The 14,848-nt window shown below is 34.4% G+C and carries 10 protein-coding genes; 2 read left to right on the forward strand and 8 right to left on the reverse strand.

Translation table 11 applies throughout. The features are described 5' to 3' along the window. Positions 1-131 precede the first annotated feature (131 nt). Both EM308_RS13370 and aroC read right to left on the reverse strand, forming a co-directional pair. Positions 132-1,403 (reverse strand): dicarboxylate/amino acid:cation symporter, encoded by a 1,272-nt coding sequence (locus EM308_RS13370; protein ID WP_035637828.1) that lies wholly within the window; start codon positions 1,401-1,403, stop codon positions 132-134. A gap of 55 nt (positions 1,404-1,458) precedes the next feature. Next, positions 1,459-2,520 carry a chorismate synthase gene (gene aroC, locus EM308_RS13375; RefSeq protein ID WP_035637831.1) on the reverse strand — a complete coding sequence of 354 codons (1,062 nt, stop codon included), beginning with the start codon at positions 2,518-2,520 and terminating at the stop codon, positions 1,459-1,461. 386 nt (positions 2,521-2,906) lie between these two features. Here aroC and EM308_RS13380 point away from each other — a divergent pair, with 386 nt between their 5' ends. Together EM308_RS13380 and EM308_RS13385 are read left to right on the forward strand one after the other, a co-directional pair. Next, on the forward strand, positions 2,907-3,521 hold the full coding sequence (locus EM308_RS13380; RefSeq protein ID WP_051877804.1) for an RDD family protein: 615 nt from the start codon (positions 2,907-2,909) through the stop codon (positions 3,519-3,521). A gap of 167 nt (positions 3,522-3,688) precedes the next feature. Beyond that, a complete protein-coding gene (locus EM308_RS13385; protein WP_035637833.1) occupies positions 3,689-4,531 on the forward strand; it encodes a hypothetical protein in 843 nt (280 codons plus the stop codon). A gap of 383 nt (positions 4,532-4,914) precedes the next feature. Here the strand turns inward: EM308_RS13385 and bshA are convergent, their stop codons facing one another. The 6 genes from bshA to EM308_RS13425 all read right to left on the reverse strand — a co-directional run bounded on the left by bshA (position 4,915) and on the right by EM308_RS13425 (position 14,774). Beyond that, positions 4,915-6,048 (reverse strand): N-acetyl-alpha-D-glucosaminyl L-malate synthase BshA, encoded by a 1,134-nt coding sequence (bshA, locus tag EM308_RS13395; RefSeq protein ID WP_035637836.1) that lies wholly within the window; start codon positions 6,046-6,048, stop codon positions 4,915-4,917. 191 nt (positions 6,049-6,239) lie between these two features. Beyond that, positions 6,240-7,394, reverse strand: coding sequence for an efflux RND transporter periplasmic adaptor subunit (locus EM308_RS13400; protein ID WP_035637838.1), 1,155 nt, complete (start codon positions 7,392-7,394; stop codon positions 6,240-6,242). Between the two features lie 9 nt (positions 7,395-7,403). Beyond that, on the reverse strand, positions 7,404-11,705 hold the full coding sequence (locus EM308_RS13405; RefSeq protein ID WP_035637840.1) for a CusA/CzcA family heavy metal efflux RND transporter: 4,302 nt from the start codon (positions 11,703-11,705) through the stop codon (positions 7,404-7,406). A gap of 108 nt (positions 11,706-11,813) precedes the next feature. Next, entirely contained in the window at positions 11,814-12,131 is a 318-nt protein-coding gene (locus EM308_RS13410; protein WP_156101354.1) for a DUF6660 family protein, read from the reverse strand. A 122-nt stretch (positions 12,132-12,253) separates the two neighbouring features. Continuing rightward, positions 12,254-13,303 carry a glycosyltransferase family 9 protein gene (locus tag EM308_RS13415; protein WP_035637844.1) on the reverse strand — a complete coding sequence of 350 codons (1,050 nt, stop codon included), beginning with the start codon at positions 13,301-13,303 and terminating at the stop codon, positions 12,254-12,256. Positions 13,304-14,222: 919 nt separating this feature from the next. Next, positions 14,223-14,774 carry a phosphatase PAP2 family protein gene (locus EM308_RS13425; RefSeq protein WP_197056133.1) on the reverse strand — a complete coding sequence of 184 codons (552 nt, stop codon included), beginning with the start codon at positions 14,772-14,774 and terminating at the stop codon, positions 14,223-14,225. Positions 14,775-14,848 lie beyond the last annotated feature (74 nt).

A 14,848-nucleotide genomic window follows, 5' to 3' on the forward strand; every position in this document is an offset into this window, starting at 1 on the left:
TCACAAAAAACTAAGAATATTTTAGATAAATACAACATTGGTATCAATAAATTAAAAAAGCAGCTACATTAGACCTGTAACTGCTTTTATTATATTTAAAAATTTAAAAAAAAGAATTTTACCCTTCTTTTTTACTCATTTTCTATTTCTTTATTGTCTTCCCATTGACCAACTACTGAAGTGGCCAAGGCATTACCCAAAACATTTGTTGCGGTTCTAAACATATCACAAAAATGGTCTATTGGCAATATTAATGCAATTCCTTCTACAGGGATCTTAAACATACCGCAAGTAGCCGCCACAACCACCAAACTGGCTCTTGGAACTCCAGCTATTCCTTTGCTGGTAAGCATTAATACGAAAAGCATTGTAAATTGTGTAAGATAATCCAAATGTACTCCATAGGCTTGTGCGATAAAAATTGCAGCAAAAGTCATGTACATCATGCTCCCATCCAAATTAAAAGAATAACCCAACGGCAACATAAAAGAAACGATTTTGTCTTTTACACCAAATTTCTCCAATTCTTCGGTAAGTTTTGGAAAAACAGCCTCAGAACTAGTGGTACCAAAAGCAATAATCAGCGGGCTCATAATATGATTCAGTAATGTTTTTATTCTTTTGCCAAGAAAAATATAACCAATCAGAATTAATATCCCCCATAGCGAAGTAATACCAACTAAAAATGAACCAAAATATTTGAAATAAGTAAGAGCCAAATCCTGAAAATCACGAACAGAAAACACACCTGCAATTGCCCCAAAAACTCCTATTGGCGCAAATTTCATAACAAAATTCACCATTTTTAGAACAACATGTGAAGTTCTGTCTAAAAAATCAATTATAGGTTTTGAATGATCCCCCAATGATGCAGCGGCCAATCCAAAGAATATGGAAAATATAACAATCTGTAAAATCTCATTGGTTGCCATTGCTTCAAAAAGACTTTTGGGTACAATGTGTTCAACAAAATTCTCGAAAGACAAACTTTGGGTTTTTCCCGTTACATCCGAAACGGATGCCATATCTACATGCGATAGATTCAAGCCAACTCCAGGCTCCAAAATATTCACATAAAACATTCCTATCAACAATGAAATGAAAGAAGCTGTAAAAAACCAAATCAAAGCTCTCCCTCCAATTCTTCCTACTGCTTTTATGTCTCCCAATTTGGCTATTCCAACCACCAAAGTTGTAAAAACCAATGGTGCAATAATCATTTGAACCAACCTAATAAAAATAGTGGCTAGCATTTTTATTTTAGTGCTGAATCCCTGAGCACTTTCGGCAGCAACAGAATTATGAATGATCACGCCCAAAATGGCGCCTAAAACCATTGCTATAAGAATCTGACCTGTAAGGCCACTCAAAAATGATGGCTTTTTGGTTGTAGTTGTATTCATTTAATTAATTTGAATTTTAAATTATCAAAATACGAGGGAATATTCTGTTTTGTTGTTATAAATAGGTTTTATTCAAAAGATAAAAATCAGCCAAAACAATTGCAGCCATCGCTTCAACGATAGGCACTGCACGAGGAACAACACAAGGATCATGACGTCCTTTTCCAGTCATTTCTGTAATATTTCCCTGATTATCCAAAGACTCTTGTTTTTGCATCAAAGTAGCCACCGGTTTGAAAGCTACACGAAAATAAATATCCATTCCGTTGCTTATACCTCCTTGTATTCCGCCAGAACGATTGGTTCGGGTAGTTCCGTCAGGATTGTATAAATCGTTATGCTCGCTTCCTTTCATTTTTACACCTTCAAATCCACTTCCGAATTCAAAACCCTTTACGGCATTGATAGACAACATCGCTTTTCCCAATTCGGCGTGTAGCTTGTCAAATACAGGTTCTCCCAATCCGATAGGCACGTTTTGAATTACGCAGGTAACGGTTCCACCGACAGTATCTCCATCTTTACGAATTTGACGAATGTATTCTTCCATTTCAGCAGCTGAATTTTCGTCAGGGCAACGAACAGGATTGCTTTCGATTTTCGAAAAATCCAATTCCTGATAAGGCTTTTCAAGAAATATTGGTCCAACCGAAGAAACGTATGCATTTATTTTGATTTCGGGAAGCATTTGTTTTGCAATCGCACCTGCCACTACTCTACTGGCCGTTTCGCGTGCAGAACTGCGTCCTCCACCTCTATAATCCCTCACACCATATTTCTTTTCATATACATAATCGGCGTGACTAGGTCTGTAATTATCTTTGATATGGGAGTAATCGTCAGATTTTTGATTGGTATTCGGGATAATGAAACCGATAGGCGTTCCCGTAGTTTTTCCTTCAAAAATTCCTGATAGAAACTGAACCTCGTCCGGTTCTTTTCTTTGGGTAACTATTGCGGATTGACCTGGCTTTCTTCTGGTCATTTCCAGTTGAATAGCATCAAAATCTAATTGAATTCCGGAAGGGCAACCGTCTATGATTCCGCCCAATGCTTCTCCGTGTGATTCTCCAAAAGTAGTTATTCTATATAGTGTTCCGTAACTATTTCCTGCCATTTTATAAAATTTTACGCAAATGTAAGTTTTATGAATTAAACTAAAAATTATAAACAACTAATATTTCACAATAATTGAGTTCAAAATCAATGGAAATGCGATTATTATTTGTCTAAATAAATGATTAAGTCTTAAAATTATTACTATTTTTTGATTTGGGTTTGACGATGTAAAGTAACTTTTATTGAAACTGAAAATGTATAGTTTAAATCTTATTTGAGTGCGATTATTATTTTCTATATTTGATAAAGTAAAAACGTGATAATTATCAGACAAAGCCCTTAATTTTGATTAGATAAGTCTTATTTTATCAAAATTACTCACAAGTTGGTGGCAAGCATTCGAAAAAACTAAACCTAAAACAAACCTAAAAAAACAGAATTAAAATGAATGAAAACCAAACTCCAATAGAAATTGACGGAATAAGCGGAAGCTTATATGCAGGATTTTGGGCTAGATTAGCCTCACTTCTTTTAGACACAATCATTATGATGCCAGTAATACTGCTGATATTATATCTAAATGGACTAGGAAAAGATATCTATTTCTACACGCTTATACCAAATTTTGTTTTTGGACTTTGGTATTATATTTATTTAACTAAAAAGTATGGAGGTACACCCGGAAAATTAATAGCTGGTATAAAAATAATTAAATTGAACGGAGAATCTATTGATTGGAAAGAAGCAATTTTAAGACATTCTGTATTGTTAGTTCTAACTTTATTAAGTGTTATAATGATGACTTCATGTCTTTTATCTGCCGATGAAACTATATTTAACAATTTAGGCTGGCTAAAACGCTCACAATATCTAATGTCATTATCTCCAACGTTTTTTTTAATTTATACTTGGGTTTCTAATATTTGGATTTATAGTGAATTCATAGTTCTTTTAACAAACAAAAGAAAAAGAGCCATTCATGATTTTATAGCAGGAACAGTAATTGTGAGATCTATATATATTGACAAAATTAGAGAAACAATGAATAATCAAAACTAAATAATTTGCCAGCCACCAAACCCGATAGCGCGGATTTGCAATCCGTGCCCACAACGATTGGACACAAAAAAAACTTTACCTGCTATACTTTGCGGGCACGGATTGCAAATCCGCGCTATCAGGTCATGCAAAACGAACAGTTTAATAACTTAATCAAACAAAAATAAATGCCAGACAATACAGACGAAGAACATTTAGACAATTCCATGAATGCACAACCAGAAAATAGTACTGGTGAAACCATTGCAACATTAGAAACAGTAGCCATCAATACAAACCAAGAAACTGAAAACATGGAAGTACATCATCATCCCGACCTTCATCATAAACCAAAAAAGTGGAAAGAATATTTTCTTGAATTCGTAATGATTTTTCTTGCTGTAACGCTTGGCTTTTTTGCAGAAAGCTATCGAGAGCATTTAGTTGAAAATAAAAAAGAGGTGGAGTATATGCATTCACTGATACAGGATTTAAAAGCTGATACGGCTTTGATGACCCAATCAATAAAATTTAATAAAGGTATTTGTAGAGCAGATTCATTGCTTTTGACTCTTTTGAATGCCCCGACTAAAGATTCTCAAACACTGCATAAGCTTTTTCAATTAAATGAGAATTCGAAAAATTTTTATCCCCAAATTAACGATTCTAAAACTTTTGACCAGCTTAATAGTTCTGGTGATTATCGTTTCATAAAAAATGAGCAGGTACGGAACAGCATCGCAAAATACTATCAGCACATTTCAATGGCAAAAGCATTCGCCACTGAAATACAGAGTAATCTTCAACTTACTTATAATATTTCATATAAAATTTTTGACCAGTATGCTTTTGATAATAAAGCCAATACAACAGTTCCGTTAATAACTAATGATGTTGCTCTACTTAAAGAATATAGCAATAATCTATATAATTTGGAACTCTCTTATAAAATGTACTGTGAACAAAACATGGAACACCTTAAAAAAGAAGCAGTTAACCTTACATCCTTATTAGAAAAAGAATATCCTTGAGAGTAAAGTAGCACGAACACCCGATAGCGCGGATTTGCAATCCGTGCCCGCAAAGTATAGCAGGTAAAGTTTTTTTGTGTCCAATCGTTACGGGCACGGATTGAAAATCCGCGCTATCAGGTATCAGAAATCTTTTGGATGGAAAGGATACAAATGCCTAAAATATAATAGTACCCATTATTCCGATTTAAAAACAAACAAAAAATCCATTCGCACGAATGGATTTTTTTGTTATATCAACCTGTTTTGTCATTCCGACGGAGCAGGAATCTCCAACAGAAGCTCGACAAAGATTGGTGATTTTGATTGCGGAGTTACTTACTGTGATTCCTCGTTCCTCGAAATGACAATATTGTGTAAAAAATCAGCCGAATACTGCTCCCTTATTTGTATTTATTAATCGCCTTTCGATACAAATCCTCATAAATTGGTAATATATTTTTTATGTCGAAACTTTCGGCAACATGGAAAGCGTTCTTTTTAAACTCGGCAAGAACTTTATCTTCCCTTATTATTTTCAAGGCGTTTTGTGCCATTTCCTCCACTTCACCAACGTCACTCAAATAGCCCGAAACACCATCAATATTTACTTCAGGTAAACCACCAGAATTACTTGATATTACAGGAACTCCACAAGCCATAGCTTCTAATGCTGCCAATCCAAAACTTTCGGTCTCTGATGGTAAAAGAAACAAATCTGTCAGGCATAAAATACGGTCAATTTCATTACTGTTCCCAAAAAATATCACTTTGTCCTGTATACCATATTTGCGACACATTTTCTCCGCTTTTTCCTTTTCGGGACCATCACCTACCATCATTAACTTCGCCGGAATTTCTTTCTGAATTTTATAAAATATTTTAACAATATCTGGAATTCGCTTTACTTTTCTGAAATTACTGATGTGTGTAATTATCCTTTCATTATCATTTGCCATAACTGAGCGCTGACAGGGAATTTTAGGGTCATATTGACTTTTGTCTAATTCAATGAAATTCGGAATCACCTGAATTTCATTTTTTATATTGAATAATTTCAGAGTGTCATCTTTCAAACTTTGGGAAACAGAAGTCACATAATCTGATTTATTGATACTGAAAGTTACCGCCGGTTTATAAAAAGGATGACTACCTACCAAAGTAATATCGGTCCCGTGAAGCGTAGTCACCATCGGGATATCGATTCCTTCATCTTTGAGCATTTGCTTGGCCATATAACCTGCATAAGCGTGAGGAATTGCGTAATGCACGTGTAAAACCTCAATTTTATGCAACTTAACCATATCAACTAATTTGCTGGAAAGCGCCAATTCATAAGGTTGAAAATGAAACAAAGGATACTCCGGAACGATTACTTCGTGGTAATGCACATTGGGATTTAACAAAGCTAAACGTACTGGCTGGCTATAAGTTATAAAATGGATTTCGTGTCCTCTTCTTGCCAATTCAAGACCTAATTCTGTAGCAACAACGCCACTTCCTCCGAATGTTGGATAACAAACAATTGCAATTTTCATGTATAATTTTTAAGTGAAACGAAATTAAGGAGAATGCTAAGGATTATTATAAAATAAAAGTTAAAATTTAACTATTCAGAGCTCACACCTGACTTAGAGAAAGTTGTTTTACCACAAAGTTCACAAAGAATTACGCTAAGTTCGTAAAGCTCTAAGCCCTTTTGGTAGCCTTGTGAACTTGGCGTTATATTTTATTCTTCTCCGCTTCCTTTTGTTAATTCTGATAACAAATAATAAGCTCCTTTGACAACCACTTTGGCATCAGCCGGTACCTGATCAATTGTTTTAACTTCAGTAAAACCTAAATCACTGGCACCTGTTCTTACCTTTATCTGCTGAAACCTATTTTTTCCAATCGTTATAAAAATAAAATGTTCGCTGCCGTTGTTGACAATAGCGTCCGATGGCAATGCAATGGTGTTAGTATTATCAATTTTGACACGTGCCTCCACATACATTCCTGGCAAAAGGGTTTCGGTGATTTCGTTTATCTTGGCATGAACCAAGACCGCTTGTTCATTTGGTTCGAATGCTTTGTTTATCGCATAAATTTTGGCTGGATGAGTATGTGACACATCATTTGCATCGCTAAATGTAATAGATTGCCCTATTTTTATTTTGTGAATGTCTTTCTCAAATACTTTTAAATCCAAGTGCAAGAAACGATTGTCAATAATTTCAAACAAGTCAGCATTAGCATCGGCATATTTACCCATACTCAAATTTATGTGTTGAATATAACCACTTATTGGTGCTGAAATAGCAATACTCGACGCAATATTTTTTGATGACAACTTACTGACATTAACTCCTAACTGATTCAATTTTGAACCCAATGTCACTTTCTTTGCCTGAGCGATTTGCAGTTCTCTTTGCGCCTGTTGGTAGGTTTTGCCCGCATTGATATTATCATCTCTCAATTCCTTTTGGCGCTGATACTCTTTTTCCAAATAAACAAGATTGGCATTATTTTCCAAATAATCCTGTTGTAGTTGTATAACCTCTGTGTTTACAATAGTTGCCAAGGTTTTCCCTGCCGTTACAAATTCACCTTCCTGTACAAAAATATTCTTCACAACACCTCCCGTCAAAATACTCACCTGTGCCTGGTACTGTGGCGGCAATGATAATTTTCCGTTAATTTTTAATGTTGTAGTCAGGTTTTTGTTTTCAAAATTTCCTAACTGCAAATCGATTGCTTTTATCTGTTCGTTCGTAAAAGTCACAACTGATTTTTCTGATACTGCTTCCTTTGAGTCCTTTTTAACCGTATCTTCAATCGCATTTTTTTTGCAAGAGACTAAACCTAGAAATGAAAAAATTATGATTACTATGTTATTTTTCATTGATGTATTTTATTTATTTAATAAATATTGAATATTGATTATCGTTTGATTGAAATTGTTCATTGCAGTCAAATAATCGTTCTTGATTTTGTTGGCGTCTTTCAGGTTTTGAGTATATTCAATATAACCAATATCCCCTGATTTATAAAGCCGCTGAGCCGAATTGATAATTGTTTCTGCCATAGGAAGTCCTTCCGTTTTATAATAATTGAGTTGTTCTTCATACTGCTTTTGCAATTGGTATTGTTGCAAATAAATGGTTAACAATTCTTGTTGCGACTTCTCTAATTCTTTTTTGGCTATTTCGGTTTCTAATTTGGCTACTTGCGTTTTGGCTTCAATTCCGTTTCGGAACAACGGAATATTAATGCCGACACTTCCAAAGTAAAAAGGGCTTTCTTTGTCTAAACTTTGTGCATTTACCCCCAAATTAAATGAAGGATTTCTCTTCGCCTTTTCTGATTTTATTACTAATTCTTTCGCAATTATTTGCTGTTGCAAAAGCTGTAAAACAGGATGACTCTTTACCAATGTACTGTCTTTCAAATTAACTTCCGACAACAATTCGTATTTTGCAGGAGCAACATAATCGGAGTTGTTTTTTGTCCATTTTTGCAATTCTGCCAAATAAAAAGACACTTGGGTATTGACCTCTGTCAATTGCATTTTTAAATCTTTATGTTGCAATGTGGCGTTTATTTTTTCAAGTTTATTGCTTTCGCCAACCTGAAATTTTTTATCGGCATATTTTTCATATTCTAAAAAAACTGTATCCATTTCAAGCAACAAATTATACTGCTGCACATTGTAAATCCAAAGAAAATAGGCACTCGAAACGTTTTTAATCAATCCGTTTTTGGTAACCGCTTCATAAGATTTGGCCACATTTACATTTTGATTCAAAAGATTCCGATCGGCTTTATTTGACAATTTAAAGCCCTGAGCAACTCCAACATTATAATCAAACAATTTACTGTTCATTTGCCCCAAATTACTGTTGATATTGAATGGATCGAGAATAGTTGCTGTTTTGGTTAATACTTGTTGTTGCTCTGTTTGCAAAGTCGCCTGTTGCATTGTTGGGTAATTTTTCAGAGCAAATTGCAAAGCATCGTTTAATTGCAAAGGGCTGTTTTGGGCTTTTGCATTAAAAGAATAACAACTAAATAACAACACAGCAATCGATGTGATTTTCGGGTTTATTTTTATTTTTCCCGAGGACATCACTAAATAATATAAAATGGGTAATACAAATAAAGTTAGCAAGGTTGAAGTCAGCAAACCGCCAATTACTACAGTTGCCAAAGGTTTTTGAACCTCAGAACCTGCACTTGTACTCAAAGCCATGGGCAGGAAACCCAATGAAGCTACGGTGGCAGTCGCCAAAATAGGTCTTAATCGAGCACTGCTTCCTTTGTAAATACGTTCCAGTAAATTATCTTCGCCTTCGTCTCTTAATTGATTATAATAACTGATAAGCACGATTCCGTTAAGAACTGCAACACCAAAAAGTGCAATAAAACCAACTCCTGCCGAAATACTGAAATTCATTCCCCGAGTCCATAAAGCAAAAACTCCCCCTATTGAAGCCAAAGGAATTGCCGAGAAAATTATCGTGGCTTCCTTGAGCGAACCAAACGACACAAAGAGCAAAAAGAATATGAGCAAAAGCGCCACAGGAACAGCCAATTGTAATCTTCCTTTGGCTTCCTGAAGGTTTTGAAATTGTCCACCATATTTTATAAAATAACCCTCTGGTAATTTTAATTTGGCTTCGAGTTTCTTTTGAACTTCCAAAACCACACTTTCAACATCTCTCCCTCGCACATTTGCCTCAATAACAATTCTTCGTTGCGCGTCTTCTCGGCTTATTTGCGAAGGCGCCGTTTTAAAAGTAATTTCGGCCACTTCGTTCAGCGGAATTTGATTTCCACTTGGTATCGGAATCAATAATGATTTTAAAGCATCAATGTCGGTATCACTGTTTTTAGGAATACGAACAACCAAATCAAATTTACGCTCACCTTCATACACTACTCCTGTCGTTCCGCCGGCGTATGCGGTATTCAAAATCCGGTTAACTTCGGCAATGTTCAAACCGTATTGAGCAATCTTGTTACGGTTGTATTTTACGACCAATTGAGGCATTCCGGTAACCTGTTCTACTTTGATATCTGCCAAACCTTCAATTCCTCTAATAATTGGAACCGCTTTATTGGCTTCGGAAAATAATTTATCCAAATCATCTCCATAAATTTTTATCGCAATGTCTGACTTTACACCTGCAATCAATTCATTGAAACGCATCTGAATAGGTTGTTCAAACGACAAATTACAACCAGGAATCTGACTTAATTTTTCATTCATTTTTTCGGCCAATTCTTCTTTATTATCGGCAGTTGTCCAATCCTTTTTATCTTTCAAAACCATAATAATGTCGGCGCTTTCTATCGGCATTGGATCGGTGGGAATTTCGCTGGTGCCTATTTTACTCACGACTTCTTTCACCTCTGGAAATGTGAGTGCCAATTTCTCCAATTGAGTACCAACCTCGATACTTTGCGACAAACTGCTTCCTTGCCTGATGGAGTAATTCATCGCAAAATCACCTTCGTCCAATTCTGGTATGAATTCACCTCCCAATGAATTAAAAATAAATAATGAGGCAATGAATAAAAAAACTGCAATACCTATAACTTCAAATTTTCTTTTTAGCGCAATAACCAAAATCGGTTGGTACAAATTGTTTAATTTATTGATAAACCGATCTGTAAAATTTGGCGCATCACTAACTTTTTTGCTTAAAAAAATACTGCTCGCCCAAGGAACATAGGTTATTGAAAGTAATAATGCTCCAAAGATTGCAAAACTTACCGTTTGAGCCATTGGCATAAACATTTTTCCCTCAACTCCACTTAATACAAACAAGGGAATGTAAACAATCAGGATTATTATTTGTCCAAAAATAGCACTGCTCATAATTTTTGATGAACTTTTTATTACCTCATGGTCCATCTTATTTTGAGAAAGCACATTGTTCTTATAATGTTTGGAAAAAATATGCAAAGTGGCCTCGACGACAATCACAGCTCCATCGACTATTAGCCCAAAATCCAATGCTCCCATACTCATCAAATTGGCACTCAGTCCAAAAAGATTCATTATGATTATGGCAAAAAGCATCGCCAAGGGAATAACAGAAGCCACAATGAGACCTGCACGCAAACTGCCCAAAAACAAAACCAAAACTAATATTACGATTAACGCTCCTTCCAATAAGTTAGTCGAAACGGTGCTGACTGTTTTCTCAATAAGCTTGGTTCTATCAACAAAATAATCAATCTTTACCCCTTTCGGCAAGGATTTTCCAATGGATTGCATCCTTTCTTTTACGCGTTCGATTACCCTTACGGCATTTTCTCCTTTTTGCATCAAGACAACACCTCCTACTGTTTCACCGCTTCCGTTTCGGGTCATTGCTCCGTAACGGGGAGCAAACCCGAATTTAACTTCGGCTATGTCTTTTATCAAAATTGGAACACCAGAATTATTCTTGACTACAATGTTATTAATGTCATCAATATTTTGAATTATTCCTTCGCCCCGAATAAAATAAATATTGGGTCCTTTGTCTATATAACTCCCTCCGGTGTTTTCGTTGTTATTCTGCAACGCATCAAAAACATCTATGAGCGTAAGATTATTGGCCGCCAGTCTATCGGGCTTTACCGAAACCTCGTATTGTTTTAATTTCCCTCCAAAGCTGCTTACATCGACAACACCAATAGTCCCCAACAATTGACGTCTTACAATCCAATCCTGAATCGTTCTCAATTCTGTTAAATCGTATTTGGCTTCGTATCCTTTTTCGGGAACCAAAACGTATTGAAAAATTTCTCCAAGTCCGGTAGTCGGTGGCAGTAATTCGGGCATCCCATATTGCTTTGGAATATTATCCGTTGCCATTTTTATCTTTTCATCAACACGCTGTCTGGCAATACTAACCGGCACATCGTCCTTGAAAACAATAGTAATTACAGACAAACCGGAACGGCTCGTACTGCGCAATTCTACCATATCTGTCAATGATTTGAATTCGGTTTCTAATGGATAAGTGATAAATTGCTCTACTTCCTGAGTAGCCAAATTGGGTGCCGTGGTTATTACCTGAACCTGATTATTGGTTACATCCGGCAATGCATCGACACTTAATTGTGTAAACGAATAGATGCCAAACACAATAAAAAACGCCAATAAAACACCCGTAATCAGCTTGTTATTTACTGAAAAATTAATGATTCTGTGTATCATTTTTTTTTATATAATGAATGAAAAACTTTAGACACTAAGGCCTATTAAATTTGTGGAAAAGACACAACCCTTCATCCTGATATCCAAAATTATTGGAATCAGGTTTCATTATACTATTTGAGGCGGTTGCCAAATACTTCCGTAGAAATTGGAAGAAAAAATTGATTTGTATTCTGGAATTTTGTTTTCAACCATTTTTTTGACAACAACAAAATCAAGAGTACAAATAGAACTATCGAAAGCAAAAACCTGAGAACTGCAACAGTTACAAATACAAAAAGGAGAACAAAAATCAATATCCTGATTATGATCGGAACTGCTTTTTTCGATTAAAGTTTGTGACGAACTATTTCCTTCCTTATCCGCACAAGGCAAACAGGAAAGTATCAGAAAAAGAATTGATAATATAGTGCTAGTCCATTTCACAAAAGCAAATTTAAGGTTTAAAATTAAAAAGTAAGTAAATATCTTAAAAAAAACTTAAAGCCGAATCAAACTCGCCTAAACACAATTAACTGAAAAACAACTAAAAACAAATAGAATTCACATTAACACTCCACTTTTTTCAGAAGAATATTGTTTATTAACTTAATGCACTCGTCAATATTAGTTACATTAGTATTTACCCCTACACTCCTATTGTCATAAGGTCTATATTTATCTAAATTTGTAACTGAAAACAATCCGAATATTGGAATTTGGGTTGAACTCGCCAAATGCATAATACCACTGTCAGCTCCAATAAACAATTCGGTATTGGCAATAACAGCTCCGATTTCTCGAACATTTTTGCTATAAAAAGTTGGTTCTTTGAATGATATTTTTGATATGTTTTCAACAGGCAGAATTTCAATAAAATTATAACCTGAATATTCTTTTTTTAATCTCTGATAAAAATTATCCCACCACTCTTCAGAATAGCATTTACTTCCCGTTGCATGAGTAAACAAACAAATAGTCTTATTCTCATTTCTAACAAGATTTCTTACCGTTTTCTTGCCCTCCTCAATTTCATTTTGATCCAATTTTAGATTCAATGACGCTACAGGATTGTTGTTTGGTTCGAATCCAAATTGATTCAAATAATTACGAAAATTATACACCGGATATTTTGCTATATGTGCATCATCATCATGTTTTTCAGAAAGTTCAGCAGTTTCTCCAAAAAATCTGAATTTAGACCTGGAAAATTTTGTTGCAAGTCTTCCTGATGAAGAATCGACATCAACATTAATAACAATATCATATTTATGCTTTCTTATGGAAAACCAGACCATAAAATATTGTATCAAATTACTAAAAGGCTTTTTAGGCAATTTGAAAATCAAATCTACATTTTTATAATTTTCAAACAATATTGGAGCCAAAAATCCTTTTACAAATAAATCAATTTTACAGTCAGGAAATCTTGTACTTACATCTTCCAATAATGGAGTAATCAATAAAAGATTTCCTAACCGTTTATTGGGTCTACAAATTAAAACTCTTTGTATTTCAATTTTTTCATTTTTAGTAACAGAATAAGAATTACCAATATTTTTGGTTATTTGATTCATCAAATACCTTCTGAACACATTAATTTTTTTAGAGAAATTCATTTTTTTAAATTTATTACTAATGCTTTCTCTGTCAAAAAAACATTATTTTAACCTATCTAATCTATTAGTTTTCTAAAGAATAAAATTTAGATAGTTGATTAAACAATCTAATTTTAAAAATTGAATTTTGCTTATTACAAAAATTAATCCAAAAAGCATTATTCGGCATCATTAATTTTAATAAATTTTCCCAACGCATCAAAAATAACATCCTGTTTTTTAGATTTTTGGCTTATTTCAGTCTCATAGGTTACCGTTTTTTTTTATCTATGATTTTTGTGACTTCAGTAATTTTATTCGAAGAGTATTTTTTTTTCAAATACTCTAAGACGGCAACGGGAAGTTCACACTTTGTTTTATTTCAATTACTCCCAATGGCGTTAGGATTTCATGCGAAGCATTCTCAGTGATTTTTTTTTGACTGTTAAAATCTACAATCATTTAATTCATCATTTGATTCAGTGAGTTGTTCAATAATCCGAATCCATTGATGCTTGTTTATTCAAAATCAAGAACTTAATCATTGCTTGCTCTAAATTTTTTCAGATTTTCAACAGTACTGTAAAACGGTTTCCTCTATGTTTTTGAAACCCAGAAATATAACCGATTCCATATATCGTTTGAAGATAATCTTCGCACTTGTTTTTCAATAACTTTTTTCGCAGATTTTTTACATGATTGTAAATAAAATCGAAGTTATCTAATCTATCTAAATTATCGCCCAAAGATGTTCTGCTAAAGCAAAATTATGTTACTTGATGTTCTTTCAAAGTCTTTTTTAAGAACTTGTATGCATCTCATCATTACCAATACCTACAAGCGTTTAAAAAAACCTTGCCGGGTATCAAATAAACAAATAAATTATTTAATAATCAGACTCCGGTTAATAATAATAATTAAACCCTAAAAACAAAATTAATTATTCCCAAAGCACAGGAACTTTACGGATTTTCTTTTTGTTAATCCACTGATTCAGTTTGTAGCACAAATAAGCAGATCCACTACCGACAATTGCCCCAGCCAAAACATCAGACGGGTAATGAACCCCAAGATGCATGCGGGAATAACCAACCGTTCCTGCCCATAAAAATGAAGGAGCAATAACATACCATTTTGGGTACTCCATGCTCAATGATGTCGCTGTCGCAAAAGCCGATGAAGTATGTGCAGAAGGAAAAGAATAACTGGATTCCTCAGTTACATTATCAATTTCTGGATAGGTTTCATAGGGCCTATCTCTTTTGACAATACTTTTCAAGGCCAAAGAAATAAATACTGAAGCGCCCAAAGTTTCCCCTAGAAAAATCGCTTTTTGTTTAGTCACACTGTCTTTTTCGATTAATCCAACGGCGTACATAACAATTGGAGCTCCAACACTAATAGGAACAACGCTACTTGAAACTCCTTTCATAAAAGGATCTAAATTGGTATTCCTATTAATATTTATGTCTTTTAAGATGTCTATATCCAAATTTTGAGCATTAGAAATAGAAAAACAGAAAAAACACAGAAAAAGGGAAAAGATTTTGGACATATTGGCTGTAA

This window comes from Flavobacterium gilvum, assembly GCF_001761465.1.
Lineage (GTDB): Bacteria > Bacteroidota > Bacteroidia > Flavobacteriales > Flavobacteriaceae > Flavobacterium > Flavobacterium gilvum.

What these genes read in the sequence shown, in the direction of transcription:
- EM308_RS13370 (WP_035637828.1), bottom strand. Translation starts at nt 1,403, where the DNA reads ATGAATACAACTACAACCAAAAAGCCATCATTTTTGAGTGGCCTTACA.
- aroC (WP_035637831.1), bottom strand. Translation starts at nt 2,520, where the DNA reads ATGGCAGGAAATAGTTACGGAACACTATATAGAATAACTACTTTTGGA.
- EM308_RS13380 (WP_051877804.1), top strand. Translation starts at nt 2,907, where the DNA reads ATGAATGAAAACCAAACTCCAATAGAAATTGACGGAATAAGCGGAAGC.
- EM308_RS13385 (WP_035637833.1), top strand. Translation starts at nt 3,689, where the DNA reads ATGCCAGACAATACAGACGAAGAACATTTAGACAATTCCATGAATGCA.
- bshA (WP_035637836.1), bottom strand. Translation starts at nt 6,048, where the DNA reads ATGAAAATTGCAATTGTTTGTTATCCAACATTCGGAGGAAGTGGCGTT.
- EM308_RS13400 (WP_035637838.1), bottom strand. Translation starts at nt 7,394, where the DNA reads ATGAAAAATAACATAGTAATCATAATTTTTTCATTTCTAGGTTTAGTC.
- EM308_RS13405 (WP_035637840.1), bottom strand. Translation starts at nt 11,705, where the DNA reads ATGATACACAGAATCATTAATTTTTCAGTAAATAACAAGCTGATTACG.
- EM308_RS13415 (WP_035637844.1), bottom strand. Translation starts at nt 13,303, where the DNA reads ATGAATTTCTCTAAAAAAATTAATGTGTTCAGAAGGTATTTGATGAAT.